The sequence below is a fragment of the Limosilactobacillus albertensis genome (genome assembly GCF_014145555.1).
Lineage (GTDB): Bacteria > Bacillota > Bacilli > Lactobacillales > Lactobacillaceae > Limosilactobacillus > Limosilactobacillus albertensis.
In genome coordinates, this window is sequence record NZ_JACIVD010000069.1 from 166,101 (window position 1) to 183,826 (window position 17,726).

Genomic DNA, 17,726 nt, shown 5'->3' on the forward strand with positions numbered 1-17,726 from the left:
GAACTTTAAGGCAAACCTTTTTACTATTTTACATATTAGCTTTCCAGAATTTAATTGCATCATTTATCCAGCCTTCTGCAACCGTTCCTTCACCAAGTCCAAAACCGTGATTAAGACCTGGATAAACATGGAATTCAGTTGGGATGCCCAGCTTCTCTAGAGAAACCAGTCGATGCTTCATCGTCCGCCAACCAGCAATCCAATCACTGTCGCCAACGTTAACATAAGTCGGGGCGTCAGCTGAGGAGAACTGAGTATAACCGGTGTACTGCATAATCACTGCATCAGCCTGCGGAATATCCGTCCGGCCAGTTAATTGATAAAGTACCTCTTTATTCTCTAGTTCGGCTGCCATCCGTGCTCCAGCAGAACCACCCCATAATGAATAGTGCCGTGGATCAACCTCTAACTCTTTTGCATGATCTTCAATCAAGGTAATTGCTCGTGCCAAATCTTCATATGGGTTCGTTGGACGATAAATTAAGGCGAAGGCATTGTAGCCCTGCTTACTAATTTCTAAAGCGTGAGGAAAACTGTCTTGTATTGCGGCAACATAAGCAAAACCACCACCAGCCCAGCATTATTAATCGTAAATGGCGCTCCCGGCTGACCCTTAAAGAAATATAGCCCTGCATTAGCTCTGCTTGGGTGAGCTGCTATCTCTGCTTTTGAATAAATTGGATAAAAGATTTGCCGTTTCTTTGCCTGAGTTGCTAAATAATTCAAAATTTCGAGCGTTTTGGTAGCGTGGATTGCTGAATACCAAATATAGTGGGCACTGTTGCTAATTTGTGCGATCGTTTCATCTGGGTTAAACGGCCGATCAACCGGAAAAAGTAGCCGACCTTCTTCACCGAAATAATTTTTGACATCATTAACCGTTGAGTTAAGAGTAAATTGAGTCATGGGTTAGTTCCCCCTCCATAAATGAATTATTTTAAAAAAGCATTATTATCCGTTACTCACGAATCATAATGCTTCTAACTATTAATAAATATAAATTAGTTTGAGAGGTGATTCTCTAATAATATTATTAATATACTGGCTGGTTGCGACCTTGAGTGTCAGGATCAGCAATTCCTAGACTGTCATTGCTACCGAATGTTGGATCAGCAACGATCTTCAAGACAACATCGGCAATGCTTTGCCGAGAGCCAGAAACACCCACAAACTCATCATCCTTGTGAGTAATAGTGTACTTGACTTCATCACGATCATTTAACCATGGCAAACGAAGGGTGGTGTAATCCAAGCCGGATTCAGCTGCTAATCGGTCAGAAACTACGGCAGCATTATCATCCCGAACGGTGCCACTGAAGCAAGTATCGCGGTTCCACTTGCCAAATTCGCCAGGGACTTCATCATAAATACCAAGTAAGTTGGTAAGAATTAAACGGTTGACACCATCCTTTTTCATTGCATCAATAATGTTGTGAGTTGGTCGATTATGACCAGCGTCATCATGGTCAATCACCGCGTTAAAGACCATCTCTTGACCCTTGACTGCCTTTTCAACATCTTCAGGGCTGTTCAAATCCCCTTCGAGAACGGTAACTCGCGGATTATTGGCAAGATCATTCAAACGATTACTGTGACGAAGCATTAAGGTCAATTCAACATCTTTAAATTGATCTTCACTCAAGATCCGATGCTCAACAATGCGAGCGATTTGCCCATTAGCCGCTAAAATTGCTAATTTCATTTTCTATTTCCTCCTCATTTTTTGATATTCTAACAACGATTTTCCTTAATTTAAGAGCTTACTTCCGATCAATCTTCATGCCGCTAAAGACGGCTGACATTGGTACAGCATCAAGGGCCTGATCAATCTGGGCAACCTCTTGCGGTGTCATCTTAATTTGGGCTGCCGCCAAGTTATCTTCAATCCGGTTCAAGTGGCGACTCCCCGGAATTGGCACAATGTATGGCTTCTTGTTGACCATCCAAGCTAGTGAAATCTGGGCTGGGGTGACATTATGATCAGTGGCAATCTCATTAAGCAGGTCAAATAGTTCTCGATTCTTCGCTAAGGCTTGCTTGGTAAACTGGGGCATATTATTTCGCAAATCGCCGTTTGAGAAGCTGCTTTGCTTAATTTGACCCGTTAGGAGACCATTGGCAAGCGGTGAAAAAGCAACTAATCCAATATTTAATTCTTCGAGTACCGGAAAGAGATCTTCGTATTCCCGATACATCATTGAGTAACGGTTCTGGACCGCTGTCACCTTGCAAACCGCATTAGCCCGACGAAGATAATCTTCGTTCGCCTCGGAAATCCCCCAGTGGGTAATCTTGCCTTCATCGATCAATTCCTGCATTACTTGAGCAACCGTTTCTGGTTCAACGTTGGGATCAATTCGATGTTGGTAGTAAAGGTCAATGTGGTCAGTGTTCAGTCGTTTCAAGGAACCCTCCACTGATTTACGGATAGTTTCTGGACTAGAATCCACTTTCAACGCGGTCGTCTCATGGGCCGCAATGCCGAACTTACTGGCAATAACTACTTGGTCACGGACATCATGGAGTGCTTTCCCAACAACTTCTTCATTGTAATTAGTGGAGCCGTCCGGGTTGGTACCTTGATAAATCTCAGCAGTATCGAAGAAACGATATCCCATGTCATAGGAGGCTCGAATTGTTTTCACAGCCTCATCAACATCCATCGGTTTTCCATAGCCGTGCGAAAATCCCATACAACCAAGCCCAATTGCGGTAACTTTTAAATCTTTGCCAAGTGTACGTGTCTCCATTAAAAATCCCTCCATTTTTTCTTTGGGACATTCTAAACCTTGCAGTCGACTATAAGGCAATCCATTTTTAAAAAATTAGTAACGTTAGCTATTCATCAAAAAAATTAAATTTTTGACTTGACCATAAATGAATGATCGTTTATTATACAGACATGCGATATAAAGATAACCACAAAAAAGAAGCTATTTATCGAGCAACAATTCTTCTCTTAAATAAAGAGGGGTTTTCATCAACGTCGATGTCGAAAATTGCTAAACATGCTGGGGTTTCAGCTTCAACAATCTATATCTACTTTAAAAACAAGGATGATATGTTGAAGAAACTGTACCTGGATACCAAGCAAAAAATGAGTAGCAAAATGTTTACCGATACGACGAACGACGATGCCAAGACTGCTCTTGCTAAAGTAATTCGCAACTATATTGATTTTATTTTGGATAATAAGGATGCTTTTCTCTTTTTGCAACAGTTCACTAACTCCCCTTATATGACAGAGTTAGATGATCAGGAAGCTAGCACCTACTTTACGCCAATGTATCAGTTAGTAAAAAAAGGGCAAAAGGAAGGAGTTTTTAAAGATGTAGACACTGATTTGCTGTTTGCCTACATTGAACCACCCATTACTGAATTAGCTAAACGCTATTTTAGAGGAGAAGTTGACTTTACTGAAGACCGAATTAACGCACTGGTTAATTTAGCTTGGAGTGCTATTAAAAAGTAGCACTTTCATTTTTACTCTAATAGTGAACGATTATTCGTTTATTATAACAATTTCAAGTATTTACTTAATTGTAGCTAGAATAACTAATAATTAATGAATGGAGATTACAATTATGCAAAAGAACGTAACCTTTAAAAACAATGATCACAACATGGCCGGTATCTTATTTTTCCCAGATGATTTTGATGAGACCAAGCAATATCCTGCTTTCTCAATTGCGTCCCCCGCTGGTGCAGTTAAGGAACAAATCGCCACTAATTATGGAACCCGCCTAGCTAAATATGGTTTTGTTGCCCTCGCATTTGATACTTCACATCAAGGTGAAAGTGGAGGCAACCCCCGTCAATTAGAATCTCCTTATGAACGGGTCGAAGATATTAAGTGTGCAATCGATTACTTAACAACTTTGCCATACGTTGATAACGAGCGTCTTGGTCAGTTTGGTGTCTGTGCCGGTGGTGGTTACTCAATGCATACCGCCATGACTGACCGGAGAATCAAAGCAGTTGTTGCGGTCAGTATGAGTGATCCAGCATCATGGATTCGTGACGGTTTTGATGGTAAGACGCCAGTAGAAGCTCAACTAGCTTTACTCGAAGAAGCTGCCAACCAACGAACTCGTGAAGCTAATGGTGCTGACCCAATTTATGGTACCTTTGTTCCAGAAAAAGTTACTGAGGGAATGCCAAACACCTTAGTAGAGGCTCACGAATATTACCGAACAGCCCGTGGTCAACATCCACGTTCAACTAACAAGGTCTCGATGATGTCGATTGATAAGATGACTGACTTCTCTACTTTCTTGTTTGCTGATAAATACTTGACCCAACCAATTTTGATGATTGCAGGTTCAAAAGCTGATACATTACGCTTTTCAGAGGACTTACTTGCCAAAGCAGCGTCAACTAACAAAGAACTATTTACAATTGAGAGTGCTACTCACGTAGATTTATATGATAAGCCAGAATATGTTAATCAAGCAGTTGAAAAAGCTGCTGCATTCTTCAAGGAAAATCTCTAGGGATAATATCTAACTTATGTTATGGAACTCAGAAAGGATAAGATGATAATGACTAAATCAAATAGCAAAGTAGCTTTAATCACCGGTGCTGACCGTGGTATCGGCTTTGAAACGGCCAAAGAATTAGGGCTCATGGGTTACACGGTATTAATCGGTAGCAGAAACAAAGAACGGGGACAAGCAGCAGTTAACAAACTAACGGGATTAGATATTGATGCAGATACCCTACAAATCGATGTAACTAAACGTGCTACCATTCAAAACGCGCGTGATCAAATTGACAAGACTTACCATAAATTAGATATCTTAGTCAACAACGCTGGAATTGCCCTGGCAGATGATGTGTTACCTAGCAACGTCAGCGATGAGGTTTTACGTAAAACCTTCGACACCAACTTCTTTGGCAGTTTTGCAGTTACCCAAATCATGTTGCCGCTAATCAAGAAGTCCGCGGCTGGTCGCATTGTTAGTCTCTCCTCTTCAGTTGGATCCTTGGACTGGCAAAGTCATCCGATTGAGGGCGCCCCAATCAACCCAGCCTATGCTGCGTCCAAAAATGGGGTTAATGCACTAACTGTAATGTTCGCTCGTGAATTAGCTAATACCAATATTAAGGTAAACGCTGCTGATCCAGGATGGACTGCAACGGATCTCAATGGCTTCAATGCTCCGCGGAGTGTTGAAGAAGGTGCCAAAATTGTCATTAAGCTCGCTACTTTACCAGAAGATGGTCCTTCTGGTAAATTCATCAATGAATCTGGTCCAATTAGCTGGTAGTTTAATATTAAAATGAATAAACAGGTGGTCTATTTTTCTAATAGTGGGAATAACAAACGGTTAGCTCAAAGGATTGCTGATTATAATGGACTTAGTGCAATTCCGATTATTCCAACTAACACGTACCCAAGCAATTATCATGAGTTAACCTCGCGAGCCAGACAAGAACGTTTTCACCATATCGACGTTCAGATTCACCCTGTTAAACTTGCGAAGAATACTGACACCTTAATTCTCGTATCACCAATATGGTACGCGGATTTGCCACGGCCAGTGATTACCTTCCTAAAACAACTCCAAAGACCTTACCAACGAATTATTTTTGTCAGCGATAAGTTCATGCTTGGTTTCGGATTTTGTCGACGAACTTTGAGAAAATATGTGCCATCGTCAACAAACATTGAGATGATAGCGGCCACAAGTAATGATTTCTCAACGATTATCTCAATACTTAAAAATAGTTAGAAGCCCAGCTATTTTGCTGGGCTTTTTGGTATTTATTTTTTAAATCTAGTCCTCACCATCACTATTGACACTCATTTATGATTCCGCTATATTGAGATAAAAATTTTGAAAGGGAATTGCTCATGCTTAACTATTTGGATTCACGAAACCTATCTAAAATTTGATGGTTTTCAGCAGTCACTATAATAATTGGTGCCCTTTTAGGAACTGATTCTACTCTTCCAGGAGTATTACCTTATTTTGCCTTCATTTTCTTTGGCGGTATTTCACTTTATCTTCAATATGGACGAGGAATCTTAGCCGCAATACTAGAGAAGCCTAAAAAAGGATCATGGAAACTAGTTATCCCAGTGTTAATAATCTCATATGTCATCGCTTTTATTTTCTTGGGAATTGGTAATTTATTAGGAAACCAACCCGTGACTAATGGCGCAACTGGTTCTGAACCGGTCGCAACTCAATTAATTCGCTTATTCTGGATTTGCATCTCCTTAATTGGTGAGGAAATCATCACCGCAGCATTAACGTTGCCGTTTGTCTCACTACTAATGAAACGAGTGAATAAGCGCCAAGCTTGGATTTACGGAGCAATCATTGGTTCCTTGCTATTTGGGATGCTTCATTTTCGCGCTTACGATTGGAATCTATATCAAATGCTAGTCCCAATTGGTTTAGGACGGCTTCCTTTCACGTGGCTATGGGTGAAAAGCGATAGTCTTTGGCCGGCGGTGGTCACTCATATCCTATATGATGTTTTAATATTTTTACCAGCAATTTTATTAGGAATATAAAAAATGCCTGAGACTAGTTTCATGGTCCCAGGTTTTTCTTTATTCACCTATCCTATTGATTAAAAACTTAACTAGTACAACAGCATTCATTACTATTACCACTGCTGTAACTAACGCAATAACATTTAACTGATTAAATATTAATACTAGAACATATCCAATAATCGTAGTTGAAGTAAATACTAATCTCACGGGCCAGCCAACATGTAATTGCGGCTGATTATAGTAATTAGCAATTGCTAGTCCAATGTAGAATAATATGACCCCGAGATAAAGAACTGTGATTGCAAAAATTACGTTGGCTTCCGATTCATTAATAAATTTCAAGGCAACAGTTACTAAACTTAACCCGAAGATAATGAAGTAATGTAGGTAAATTAACAGGTTACCCGTTTCCTGCTTACGATGTTCATCAATCAAATGGTCAAATTCAACGATATAGGTGAAGAAAAGCCCCACAACGACGATAAAGATAAAAACTGATGACCACGCTAAGCTTTCCTGAGTAAAGTAATCCGCAATTCCTACAATCGTCTCACCAAACATTACGATGATTAAAGCGGTGAGTCGTTCAAGGATATGTGAAAAAATGATTGGATGATGACGCGTATATTTTCCAGTAAACGCGGGTGCAAGCCAACTAATGATAATTCCAGCCAATGCAACCGTAATACCAACCGGATTATAGTAAAACCCGCCGACCAAAAGAACAACTGTCCGAAACCCAAGAATACCCGTAAAAGCAACCGTTATTTTCTTATCAATTTCCTTTTGTACTTGAAAATAGGTAATTAGGTATTGCAAACACAGGGTCATCGAAAGCAACCCAGCAGCAATAAAGAATGTTGCCAAATGCTGATCAAAGGTGGCAGTAAAGGCATTTGACATGTAAAGAATAATCGCCATATCAATAAATGAAAAAATAATATTTGTCCACGACGACTTTCCATAGCGGTTAGTAAAAACCATCTGGACCATCCACGAATTGATAAATACTATAATTACTAAGAAAAAGATCACTAGTGTTACTGGGGTTAAAACGCCATGATGCAGGTGATGCAATAATTCAGTTGCCCGCGAAATCATATAAACAAAGACTAAATCATAAAATAATTCAACTAGTGAAACACGTTTAGTTAATACATTTGCCACAGCTACTCCTCCATTTCTATTGGTTAGGATAGCAAAATTAACAAACTTGCTCAATACAAAAGGAAGCTACTCCACTTTAAGAATAGCTTCCCTTTATATGTGTATTCACTTCTAATATAATTTCTTAGGCCTCATTTTCAGCCAATCGTTCTTCCTCACTCTTCAAACGGTCTTTGATGTACTTAGCAGAAGTAGCAAGTTTTTCTTTTTCGACATCTGTTAAATCTAGTTGCAATTGTTCAACAACCCCATCACGACCAACAACGGCAGGATAGGATAAGTAAGTGCCATATTCTTCACGGTAGTTAGAAACAGGCATTTCAGTTCGCGAGTCACTTAAAACTGCATTAACTAGGCGAACCGCTGCAGTTGCTACCCCATAGTTAGTATATTTCTTCCCTTTGTAAACTAAATAACCACCTTGGCGAGCGCGTTCCTCCATATTGGCTAAGTCTAAGTTCCGTTCTTCCACTAAATCTAAGACCCGTTTCCCGAGAACACGTACCGTTGACCAAGCAGTAAATTGTGAGTTACCATGTTCACCTAAATTAAAACCAACAACTGATCGGGAATCAACATTCAATGCTTCCCCAACACAGGCCCTCATCCGTGCCGAATCAAGTAAAGTCCCTGTTCCCATTACGTGATTCTTTGGCAATCCGGTGAACTTCTGATACATTGAGGTAATTACATCACAAGGATTAGTTACAACAACAAGCTTGCCATGAAAACCATTATCAACTAATTTCTTAGCAACCAATGGTACTTGCGTTCGTGTAAATTTAAATTCCGCAAATCGGTCATGGTCGGGAGTATCAACAAGTTTTGACTTTCCAAGGGTTGAAACAACCACATCACAGTCCGCAAATTGAGAATCATCGTTTACAGTTAGATTAGTGTGGAATGGTAAGTTTGCCATTGCGTCACGAAGGTCAAGCGCATCTGCTTTTACTTTCGCCTCATTAGTATCAAACAATGCCAAATCATCTGCAAATCCACCAGCAACTAAATAATGAGCAACGGTTGCTCCTACGTGTCCCATTCCAACTACTGCTACTTTTCTTGTCATATTGAAAACTCCCTTTCGTTTAATTATTTTTATGTTTTCTCTTTATTTTCTAATAAGTTTATAATATTAATAATGTCGCTATCAGACATATCCACCACCACCTTCAATGTTATATAAAACTACAAAAGGCATCCCTCAGCTCCGTTATTCGGAACTAAAAGGATGCCTTTTTAGCATGGTACCACCTTTCTTCACAGCATAGCGCTGCCTCTCACCAACAGTTACTAACTGTAACAATCAGCTGGCACGATAATGGGTGCTACCAGTACATTCTACTAAAATTTTCGAAATACAACTCACGAGGGATTAGCCTAGTTAATATTCTCTACCGATTTTCAGCAACCACCGGCTCTCTGAATCAAATATTATATGCTTGTCTCGATCAATGTTTTTATTTATTTCAATTGATTACTTAGTAGATTATCACATTTTCTCATAAAATCAAGGGTAAAAATTAAAATTTAATTAGAATTACATTTTGCCACCATAAACAGGAAATACATCCGCATCCCCATAATCCAATGGTTTTACCCGTTTCAATAGGTCCATATCAGGCTCTGAAATTTCAAAGTCAATCGCAGCATTTTCTTTCATGTGTTCTGGATTAGCAGTCTTTGGCAACACAATCATCCCTAGCTGCCAATCGTAACGGATACATAATTGCGGAACTGACACATTATACTTTTTAGCCATCTTTTCAATTACTGGGTTGTTCAAAGCTGCTCCATGAGCAACAGGTGAATAAGCTTCAACAGCAATATCATGATCACGAGCAAATGAAAGGAGATTAAATGGCGTATGACCAATATGCGCTAATACTTGGTCAACGGCCGGAACCGTATCACTATTCTTAATAATATTTTCCAAATCTGATTGCCCAAAATTAGAAACGCCAATTGTTCTAATTTTACCTTCACTAACGGCATCTTCCATTGCGCGCCAAGCTGCAAGATTTCCTTCGAGATAACGGTTATTAGATTGATTCACTTCTTTCCATGGCTGTGGACTGTGAATAATCATCATATCAATATAATCAAGGTCCATTTTTTCAAGCGTTTCGTCTATTGATTTCTTCGTTACATCATAATCCTTATGTTCTGCAGCAACTTTTGAGGTAACAAAAATTTTGTTACGATCAATGTTAGCCGTCCGCACACCTTCACCGACTCCACGCTCATTTCCATATGCTTGGGCCGTATCAATATGTCGATAACCAATTTCAATTGCGTTACGCACTGCCTCAGCTACCTGCGCATCTTCAATCATCCAGGTTCCTAATGCAAACTTCGGAATCTTCACGCCACTGTTAAGAGTAATCGTCTCATCTAAAATCATCATTATCATCCTTTCACGATCAATGCTTCATCCTATAAAACCATTGTCGTTACTTTTTCAATGAATGTAAAATGAGAACCCTTATAAATCAATTGTTTCTGGTTCATATCCTTGTTCTTTAATAAAATTAAGCAGGTCAGGTGTCTTAATAAAGATCGTATGGGTATTAACATTGGGGTGGAACGTTAATACAGGCGATTCAGCAAGCATGTCCTTATCAAAGTAAACTTGAACATTATGTTCTTCATTATTCATTAAACCAAATGGCGAAACAACCCCTGCATGTGAGCCAAGTTGTTCCTTAAGGTCATCAGGCCGGGCCATTGAAACTCGTTTAGCACCCGTCAATTCCTCAAACTCTTTGAAATTCATCGGCTTCTTATCATCCATAATTACTAAGTAAAAATGATGTTTCTTTCCCTTTAGAAACATTGTTTTGGTTCGTACGCCCTCATGCCCTTCAATGTACTTATCTGCTTCTTCAGTTGTCTCCGCTGCTGGATGATCAACCATTCCATACTTAATTCCTAAACGATCTAATTCATTAATTACCTGTTCATATGTTCCTTCTGCCATTATTTTTCCCACCTTTAGCGTATTTATTAACATTGTATCACGAAAGCGATTACAAAAATTTTGGACGTTTAATTTCATTGTTGTAAAAGGTTTAAAAAGGTTTAAAATATATCTGAAGGTTTAAAAAGGTTTAAAAGGAGTCTATATTATGAAAGCTAATCCATTCAACCCCACATTTGGCGACATTCCAACCTTATTTTTAGATAAGGATCAGCAAGTCAAGAAATTAACTACCCTTATTCAAAATAGTACTTTTGCACGTTCGTTTTTTATCACTGGTGTCCGTGGTTCTGGAAAAACTGCTTTTTTAACGCGTGTAAGTAGAAATTTTCAAAATGATTCTAATTGCTACACAATTGACCTACTAAATAAAGAAGGAATTCTCACTAGTCTTGCTCGCCAACTTTACGAATTAAGCAATCCAAAAACCACTCAAATTTTTGATAGCATCAAATCTATATCATTAGGTGGGATTAGTATTAGTCGTGATACCGAAGTACCAAATGTCGATCAAATGCTAGACCATCTCATGACCCACATAAAAGAGCAACATAAATATGTTGTAATAACAATTGACGAGGTAACTAACTCTAAGCAAATTAGAGATTTTGCTCAAGTATTTAATGCGTTAAAAAGAAAAAGCTATCCTATTTTTGTCATTATGACTGGCCTTCCCGATTTAGTTCTTGATATCCAAAATGATGAAAAGCTAACATTTCTACTGCGCTCTGAAAAAATTAATATGACCCCGTTGAGTATTGCAGATATTTCCATTAACTATATGCAAGTTTTTAATTGCTCTTTTGAAGATGCTGGAAAGCTAGCTAAAATGACATTAGGATATTCCTATGCATTTCAATTACTTGGCTATTTAATTTTTGAAAAATTAGCTGAACATCCGTTTACTTCCAGTTTAATTAATAAAATCACGCCAATATATCAATCATTTTTATTTGAAAATGCCTATCAAAAAATCTTTATCAGCTTATCTGAGCTAGATCGTCAGTATTTAATTGCCATTAATGGTCATCATAAACTAATTGAAGTTGGAAAAATCATGAAAAAGGATAAAGTATTTGTCTCGCAATACCGCCGACGAGCAATTGAACGCCGATTAGTTCATCCCAGTGGATATGGTTATGTTGATTACACACTACCTTTCTTTAATCAATATATCAATCAAATCCAGAATCCTGATTCGCCATACTATTTAGGATACTAAAAAAAAGACTGTGATATAATCTCTACAACCTAGTTGACATACAAATATCGCAGTACACAAAAGGCCACCAGTGCTCGGCAAAGCCGAACGCTGGTAGCCTTTTTATGCTTATGAGGACATGAAATAACTTCTGTCGTGTGCCCTCTTATTACTTATCATAAAAGTGTTGCCACTCTTTATTAACATTTTCTCGAGTTGTCTTTGTGCCTGACCATGATGGAACTTTTACAACCCCATCAATCTTACTCTTAGGCACAAATCCCCAGTAACGACCATCGTTTGAAACGCTTCGGTGATCACCAAGAACAAAGTATTCACCCTTCGGAACTTTAGTAGCACCATTATCTTTCAGCCAACTATTTTGAACTGAGATACTACGCAAAGTCCAGTTTCCGGTTCCCGTTGTCCGTTGACTCTTACTAATATAGTCTTGATTGATCTTCTTACCATTGACATAAATATTACCATTCTTTGAACTAACAGTATCTCCAGGAAGACCAATCACTCGCTTAACATAATCCGTTTTTACTGACACTTGCGGATCAACACCATTGGCATCAAAAACAACTACGCTTCCATGGTGAATTTTAGCAGTTTTCAAGCAGAATACCCGTTCATTGTTTTGTAAATTAGGTTGCATGGATGGTCCATCAACACGAACAATTTGGAAGAAAAACTGCTTTATTACTAATGCGATTATTAACCCAATTAAAATGGGAATAATCCAACTCATCGCTTCACGAAATGCTTTCATTCTAATTCCTCAATTTCTTTACTTAACTATTACTAATCATACAACTAGTAATGAAACCTGGAAAGTTATTTATAATAAATAATATATTATTTTCACATTTATTTATACAAAAAAGAAGCAGAAAAGCTTTGACTTAACTGCTTCTTCTAATCTTTATTTCTTTTCAACAAAATATTTTGCAAAATTCTTCTGATAGTTATGGTTAATTCGCTGTTCCATTAACCACCGCATAAAGTTCATATCCTTAGCATAATGGAAGGTAGTCCCATAACGCCCTTCTTCAATCAATTTTTCAGCCTGTTTCTTGATATCATTATTTTTAGCATATTGGAGGAAGGTCTTCTTTGAAACTCCCAGCCATAATTTATAGTTACTCTCGTCCTTATTTCCGTAAATTGTATCTTGGTCTTTTAAATTATCAAAGACATAATCTTCCACTGGGAAAGTAGCAAGCTGGTAACCATTTAATGACACAAAGAAGCTACTGCGACCTTGGCGTGGATTGAGGTCAAATACTTTAAACTGGTTATCCCGACGATCATATTTCAGATCAAAGTTAACAAATCCAGTAAACTCAATGCTTTCAAGGAATTTTTTAATATTATCATAGATTTGTTGGTCATATGCCGGCATGATCGCAACATAATTACCGACATTTGCCGGATTACAATCTTCGAGAAGCGGATGACCGAGGCACATCATCTTTACCTTATGATCTTTATCGACATAGCAATTAATGGTCCGCATATTACTATCATCACCTGGGATAAATTCTTGTAAAACCAGATCACCCTTATACGGACTATGCTCATAGATTGTTTCTAATACTTCAGCTAATCGTTCAGGTGTTTTAATAATGTAGGCTTTTTCATATCCTTCAAAATTACCTTTATGCCATTGCACCGCATCAGCTGCCTTCAAAGCGATTGGAAAATCAAATGGTGAATTGTAACTCTTATAATCAAGGTCCGGCTTCAAAATATCTGTCTTTGGATAAGGGAGTCCGTACTTTTCACAGACATTGTAGAATTTTTCTTTATCAGTTAGAGTCGCTACTTCATCATAGTCCGCATATGGACAGAACATATGCTTAGACAACACTTTTCGATTTTTAGCAACTAATTCAGTGTAATCGTCTCCACAACTGATCAACACCGTTTTCTTTCCTTGTTTAGCAAATTCATCAGCCGCTTCAATTAATACTTTAGTAAACACTTCTGGTGATTGTAACTGCTCATTATAATGTAAGTCTACAATTTTTGAATAACGGGTAGGGGCTAATGGCTGGCGAGCATATAATTGCGACTTGATCCCGTATTTCTCATACATTGACCGTGCCATTCCATACGCATTAAAATCACTACCTAGTATCAATGGAACAAATTCCTGCTCACTCATTGAAGTTATCTCCTCTTTTATTATTTTTCTAATTTATTAATATAATCACGTGCAATTTTTACATCAGTCGGGTATGGAGTATCTTTACCATTAATCTTTTGGTAAGGGTCTTCACCTTTTCCTGCAAGAACTACAATATCATCATTTTTACTATCGTCAATTGCCTTTTTTATCGCCTTTTCACGATCCATCTCAAATTGAATGTTATTTACTTTATCATGGTCGATATAAGAATCTATTTCCCGGGCAATAGTCATCGGATCTTCATAGCCCGGATCATCAGTTGTTAAAATTACCTCATCTGGCTGTTCTTCCGTCAGCGCCTTGCCAAATCCTGGACGCCGAGAAATTCCCTTGTCACCGGTTGCGCCTAATACTACCGTTACTTTCCCCGCGTTAGTTTGCCGTTTCAAAAACGCTAAGAGTCGTTTTAAACTAGCATAATTATGTGCATAATCAACGTAAATCGTCCCGTGTAGCTTACTATTAATCATTTCCATTCGACCACGAATATGAACATGATTCAAGGTTTCAACCGCATCATTAGCCTTAGCGCCAGCAAGACCACTGGCAATTATTGCAGCTACTGCATTCCCTTCATTGTAATCGCCGGGCACACTTGTCTTGTAGCGTCCATCTAATTTCAAATTTTTAGCCTTTTCAGTCAGGGCCGCTAATTCAAACTCACTCTCATGAAGGTCTTCCAAATCATTCCGATATTCAAAATCTACTTGCACATCATCAGGTAAATCTAATTTTGCTCCTCGACGTGCAAATAAGAATATATTCTCAGGTTGAGTGGTTGCTTTAGCAGTGTAATAGACATCGGTAAACTTTGAAGTTTCAGCATTAATTAGACATCTAGCTGAATTTACTAATAATTGTTCTTTACAGTGAAGGTAATCGGCAAAGGTCGGGTGTTCATTCCGCCCAATATGATCCGGCGAAATATTTAGAAAAATTCCAACGTCATACTTTAAACCATAGATGCGGTTTTTCTTATATGCTTGTGACGATACTTCCATTACTAAGTGGGTCATCCCATTGTCAACCGCTGCCCGCATATCATGAAAAAGATCCAGTGATTCAGGAGTAGTCAAATCAGATTTGAATTTATCTTTCGGCTTATTGCCTAAAACACGATCAAGTGTGGAGAATAACGCAACATGGTTATCTGTACTCTTCGCCAAAACATGGTCAGCAAAGTAAGCGGTTGTCGTCTTGCCTTTTGTCCCCGTAATAGCAATAATAAATAAATCGTTTTGTGGATAACCATAAAATGCAGCACCCAATAAAGACATTGCCTTCTGTTCGTCTTTAACAATAATTGCCGGTAATCCTTCACCCTCGGGATACTCTTTCTCAGCAACATAAGCAATTGCACCTTTTTCTTTCGCTGATGCTAGATATTTTGGTAAAAAATTCCCTTTACAAAAGAATAAGGTACCTGCTTTTACTTTTCGTGAATCATAAGACACACTCGTCGCGGTAAAATCAGTTAAATTACTAACATGGTCTAGTAAATCGTGCTCGCGTAATAGCGCTAAAGCCGGTGTAATATGCAATTCCATCTTGCAAATGATTCTCCTTCAATCTAATCTGTCCTATATTATTTCATTTTTTATCATAAAAATAAATAAGGATCCGTAATTAACAAAAAAGAGACTTAGAAGAGTCTACAGCCCTTCGCCGCCTCCTTTAATATTTTTCTATGCCTCTGTTGCAGCTGCCTTTTTGGAACGATCAATTCCAGACTCATCAGGCTTGAAATTATCAATGAAGTATAACTTATACCATGTTAAGAAGGTGTAAATTGTCCAAATTTTACGACGACCATCTACTTTACCTTCAAAGTTGTCATCAGCAAGCTTAAGAAGCTTTTCTTGATCAAAGAATTCTTTTACAAATTCCTGTTCAAATAATTCACGTACTTCTTGGTAATACTTCTTTTCACGTAACCAAGCACGAACAGGCGTTGGGAAGCCCATCTTAGGCCGCGTAGCCCATTCTTCCGGTAAGTGGCGGTTAGCAGCCATCCGAAAGGCCCACTTTGTATCTTTATAGTTAAACAGATATTTAGTTGGCGTGGTTTCAGCTACTTTCATCACTTCTTTATCAAGCAATGGCACCCGGATCTCAACAGAGTTAGCCATACTCATTTTATCTGCCTTCAAACAAATATCACCAGGCATAAAGCGGTGCAAATCAATGTATTGTTTCTTTGCTACTTCGTCAATATCCTTATCTTCTACTTTATCAAAAAGCGGATTAAGAATATCTGCAATACTTGGCCCGCAATCAAATTCTGGTTGAAGATAATCTGCTGCTTCTTCTGGGCTGAAGATATAAGCTTGACCAATAAAGGTATCACGAGCAGGGGCTAAATTACGGTACATATGTTCTTGACCATGGAAATGCTTCCCATCAAGCCACTTAGCAAATTTATACCGCCGTTCACGTGGCATCTTCTTTAGCTGGTCAGTTACCCAGCGAATAAACTTAACCTTGGTATTAAAACCATAGTCAATGTAGCCGGCAAATAATTCATCGGCACCTTCACCAGAAAGAAGAGCCTTGTACCCATTGTCCTTTGCTAACTTGTTTAAGAAGTACAAAGGAACAACCGATGGATTAGAATCAGGTTCATCTAGGTAGTATTGAATCATTGGGAAGGCATGGAAAGCTTCTTCGTTAGTCAGCTTTTCATCTGTGTTCTTTAAGCCCATCTTGGCCGCAAGTTCACGCGCCTGCTTTGTTTCATCATAAGTACTATCAAATCCGATAGAGAAGGTATTATCAGGACGCATTAAAGCGGTCACTAGACTTGAATCAACCCCTGCTGATAAGAATGAACCAACTTTAATTCCCTTATCGGCAAAAGTATGAGCCTTAACTGAGTTTTGAACAACATTATCAATCTTATTAACTGCTTCATCAAAACTCTCATCTTCTGGTTCAAAGTCTTCGTCCCAGTATTGGGTCATTTCAAATTTACCGTCTTTATAGGTGAAATAATGAGCTTCTGGAAGGCGGTAAACACCCTTGAAGAATGTTTCTTGGGTAACCGGATATTGGAATGTCATATATGGCTTCAAAGCTTCTTTATTAAGCTGCTTATCGAAATTAGGGTGATCAAGGAAGGCCTTAATTTCAGAGCCAACAAAGAAAGTGCCATTCATTTTAGCATAATACAATGGCTTAATTCCAAAATGATCACGCGCACCAAACATTTCTTTAGTCTTAAAGTCCCAAATGATAAAGCCAAACATTCCGCGAAGCTTGTTAACAACATTCTTGCCCCATTCTTCATATCCGTGCAAGATTACTTCTGTATCGGCATGAGTCTTAAATGTATGCCCTTTACTAATTAACTCTTCACGTAATTCTTCAAAGTTATAAATTTCACCGTTGAATTCAATTGCTTTTGAGCTATCTTCGTTAAAAATTGGTTGATTACCAGACTTAACATCAATAAAACTTAGCCGGCGGAAACCAAGCGCCACGTCATCATCAACATATTGACCTTCTGCATCTGGTCCCCGGTGAATAATCCGGTCCTTCATTTTTTTAATTAGCTGGTCTTTAATTTGTGGTTTTTCATTATCAACAAATGCAACAATCCCACACATTATAAAATCCCTCTTCTTTCTCTTAAATTCACGGATTACAAAATAGTTATTTAAAATTCGTTATT

18 protein-coding genes and 1 other annotated feature are annotated in these 17,726 nt (G+C 38.4%); of the genes, 6 read left to right on the forward strand and 12 right to left on the reverse strand.

Annotated elements, in window-relative coordinates; genetic code table 11:
- Positions 1 to 28: 28 nt before the first annotated feature.
- The 4 genes from H5S41_RS11805 to H5S41_RS09445 all read right to left on the reverse strand — a co-directional run bounded on the left by H5S41_RS11805 (position 29) and on the right by H5S41_RS09445 (position 2,750).
- Positions 29 to 433, reverse strand: a complete 405-nt coding sequence (locus tag H5S41_RS11805; protein ID WP_220483297.1) for an alpha/beta hydrolase — start codon at positions 431 to 433, stop codon at positions 29 to 31.
- Between the two features lie 83 nt (positions 434 to 516).
- A complete protein-coding gene (locus H5S41_RS11810) occupies positions 517 to 906 on the reverse strand; it encodes a hypothetical protein (protein ID WP_220483299.1) in 390 nt (129 codons plus the stop codon).
- A 127-nt stretch (positions 907 to 1,033) separates the two neighbouring features.
- The gene (locus H5S41_RS09440) at positions 1,034 to 1,702 is read right to left on the reverse strand and encodes an NAD(P)H-binding protein (protein WP_182603117.1); all 669 of its coding nucleotides are present in this window, start codon (positions 1,700 to 1,702) and stop codon (positions 1,034 to 1,036) included.
- 58 nt (positions 1,703 to 1,760) lie between these two features.
- The gene (locus tag H5S41_RS09445) at positions 1,761 to 2,750 is read right to left on the reverse strand and encodes an aldo/keto reductase (protein WP_182603118.1); all 990 of its coding nucleotides are present in this window, start codon (positions 2,748 to 2,750) and stop codon (positions 1,761 to 1,763) included.
- 131 nt (positions 2,751 to 2,881) lie between these two features.
- Between H5S41_RS09445 and H5S41_RS09450 the strand changes: the two genes are divergently transcribed.
- From H5S41_RS09450 to H5S41_RS09470, 5 genes are all read left to right on the forward strand, one after another.
- A complete protein-coding gene (locus H5S41_RS09450) occupies positions 2,882 to 3,472 on the forward strand; it encodes a TetR/AcrR family transcriptional regulator (protein ID WP_231833084.1) in 591 nt (196 codons plus the stop codon).
- Between the two features lie 112 nt (positions 3,473 to 3,584).
- A complete protein-coding gene (locus H5S41_RS09455) occupies positions 3,585 to 4,493 on the forward strand; it encodes an alpha/beta hydrolase (protein WP_182603119.1) in 909 nt (302 codons plus the stop codon).
- A 48-nt stretch (positions 4,494 to 4,541) separates the two neighbouring features.
- Positions 4,542 to 5,270 (forward strand): SDR family oxidoreductase, encoded by a 729-nt coding sequence (locus H5S41_RS09460; protein WP_182603120.1) that lies wholly within the window; start codon positions 4,542 to 4,544, stop codon positions 5,268 to 5,270.
- A gap of 12 nt (positions 5,271 to 5,282) precedes the next feature.
- Positions 5,283 to 5,735 (forward strand): flavodoxin family protein, encoded by a 453-nt coding sequence (locus H5S41_RS09465; protein ID WP_182603121.1) that lies wholly within the window; start codon positions 5,283 to 5,285, stop codon positions 5,733 to 5,735.
- Between the two features lie 419 nt (positions 5,736 to 6,154).
- Complete coding sequence (locus tag H5S41_RS09470; RefSeq protein ID WP_182603122.1) at positions 6,155 to 6,526, forward strand: CPBP family intramembrane glutamic endopeptidase; 372 nt, start codon at positions 6,155 to 6,157, stop codon at positions 6,524 to 6,526.
- A gap of 39 nt (positions 6,527 to 6,565) precedes the next feature.
- Here the strand turns inward: H5S41_RS09470 and H5S41_RS09475 are convergent, their stop codons facing one another.
- From H5S41_RS09475 to H5S41_RS09490, 4 genes are all read right to left on the reverse strand, one after another.
- The gene (locus tag H5S41_RS09475) at positions 6,566 to 7,678 is read right to left on the reverse strand and encodes a low temperature requirement protein A (RefSeq protein WP_182603123.1); all 1,113 of its coding nucleotides are present in this window, start codon (positions 7,676 to 7,678) and stop codon (positions 6,566 to 6,568) included.
- A 124-nt stretch (positions 7,679 to 7,802) separates the two neighbouring features.
- Entirely contained in the window at positions 7,803 to 8,747 is a 945-nt protein-coding gene (locus H5S41_RS09480) for an L-lactate dehydrogenase (RefSeq protein ID WP_153709402.1), read from the reverse strand.
- A gap of 155 nt (positions 8,748 to 8,902) precedes the next feature.
- Positions 8,903 to 9,142: a binding site (T-box leader), on the reverse strand.
- Between the two features lie 76 nt (positions 9,143 to 9,218).
- On the reverse strand, positions 9,219 to 10,082 hold the full coding sequence (locus H5S41_RS09485) for an aldo/keto reductase (RefSeq protein WP_182603124.1): 864 nt from the start codon (positions 10,080 to 10,082) through the stop codon (positions 9,219 to 9,221).
- Between the two features lie 81 nt (positions 10,083 to 10,163).
- Positions 10,164 to 10,658: a prolyl-tRNA synthetase associated domain-containing protein gene (locus H5S41_RS09490; protein ID WP_182603125.1), complete on the reverse strand. Its 495-nt coding sequence runs from the start codon at positions 10,656 to 10,658 to the stop codon at positions 10,164 to 10,166.
- A 148-nt stretch (positions 10,659 to 10,806) separates the two neighbouring features.
- On the opposite strand from H5S41_RS09490, the gene H5S41_RS09495 reads away from it, so the two are divergent.
- Positions 10,807 to 11,880, forward strand: coding sequence for an ATP-binding protein (locus tag H5S41_RS09495; protein WP_182603126.1), 1,074 nt, complete (start codon positions 10,807 to 10,809; stop codon positions 11,878 to 11,880).
- Positions 11,881 to 12,028: 148 nt separating this feature from the next.
- On the opposite strand, the gene lepB is transcribed toward H5S41_RS09495, so the two are convergent.
- From lepB to asnB, 4 genes are all read right to left on the reverse strand, one after another.
- Positions 12,029 to 12,634, reverse strand: coding sequence for a signal peptidase I (lepB, locus tag H5S41_RS09500; protein ID WP_153709405.1), 606 nt, complete (start codon positions 12,632 to 12,634; stop codon positions 12,029 to 12,031).
- Positions 12,635 to 12,787: 153 nt separating this feature from the next.
- The gene (locus H5S41_RS09505) at positions 12,788 to 14,032 is read right to left on the reverse strand and encodes a carboxylate--amine ligase (protein WP_182603127.1); all 1,245 of its coding nucleotides are present in this window, start codon (positions 14,030 to 14,032) and stop codon (positions 12,788 to 12,790) included.
- A gap of 20 nt (positions 14,033 to 14,052) precedes the next feature.
- Entirely contained in the window at positions 14,053 to 15,603 is a 1,551-nt protein-coding gene (locus H5S41_RS09510; protein ID WP_182603128.1) for a UDP-N-acetylmuramoyl-L-alanyl-D-glutamate--2,6-diaminopimelate ligase, read from the reverse strand.
- Positions 15,604 to 15,741: 138 nt separating this feature from the next.
- Positions 15,742 to 17,661: an asparagine synthase (glutamine-hydrolyzing) gene (gene asnB, locus H5S41_RS09515; RefSeq protein WP_163705163.1), complete on the reverse strand. Its 1,920-nt coding sequence runs from the start codon at positions 17,659 to 17,661 to the stop codon at positions 15,742 to 15,744.
- Positions 17,662 to 17,726: the final 65 nt, after the last annotated feature.

Coding starts and splice junctions, on each gene's coding strand:
- H5S41_RS11810 (WP_220483299.1), bottom strand. CDS start 906: ATGACTCAATTTACTCTTAACTCAACGGTTAATGATGTCAAAAATTAT.
- H5S41_RS09440 (WP_182603117.1), bottom strand. CDS start 1,702: ATGAAATTAGCAATTTTAGCGGCTAATGGGCAAATCGCTCGCATTGTT.
- H5S41_RS09445 (WP_182603118.1), bottom strand. CDS start 2,750: ATGGAGACACGTACACTTGGCAAAGATTTAAAAGTTACCGCAATTGGG.
- H5S41_RS09450 (WP_231833084.1), top strand. CDS start 2,882: ATGATCGTTTATTATACAGACATGCGATATAAAGATAACCACAAAAAA.
- H5S41_RS09455 (WP_182603119.1), top strand. CDS start 3,585: ATGCAAAAGAACGTAACCTTTAAAAACAATGATCACAACATGGCCGGT.
- H5S41_RS09460 (WP_182603120.1), top strand. CDS start 4,542: ATGACTAAATCAAATAGCAAAGTAGCTTTAATCACCGGTGCTGACCGT.
- H5S41_RS09465 (WP_182603121.1), top strand. CDS start 5,283: ATGAATAAACAGGTGGTCTATTTTTCTAATAGTGGGAATAACAAACGG.
- H5S41_RS09480 (WP_153709402.1), bottom strand. CDS start 8,747: ATGACAAGAAAAGTAGCAGTAGTTGGAATGGGACACGTAGGAGCAACC.
- H5S41_RS09485 (WP_182603124.1), bottom strand. CDS start 10,082: ATGATTTTAGATGAGACGATTACTCTTAACAGTGGCGTGAAGATTCCG.
- H5S41_RS09490 (WP_182603125.1), bottom strand. CDS start 10,658: ATGGCAGAAGGAACATATGAACAGGTAATTAATGAATTAGATCGTTTA.
- H5S41_RS09495 (WP_182603126.1), top strand. CDS start 10,807: ATGAAAGCTAATCCATTCAACCCCACATTTGGCGACATTCCAACCTTA.
- lepB (WP_153709405.1), bottom strand. CDS start 12,634: ATGAAAGCATTTCGTGAAGCGATGAGTTGGATTATTCCCATTTTAATT.
- H5S41_RS09505 (WP_182603127.1), bottom strand. CDS start 14,032: ATGAGTGAGCAGGAATTTGTTCCATTGATACTAGGTAGTGATTTTAAT.
- H5S41_RS09510 (WP_182603128.1), bottom strand. CDS start 15,603: ATGGAATTGCATATTACACCGGCTTTAGCGCTATTACGCGAGCACGAT.
- asnB (WP_163705163.1), bottom strand. CDS start 17,661: ATGTGTGGGATTGTTGCATTTGTTGATAATGAAAAACCACAAATTAAA.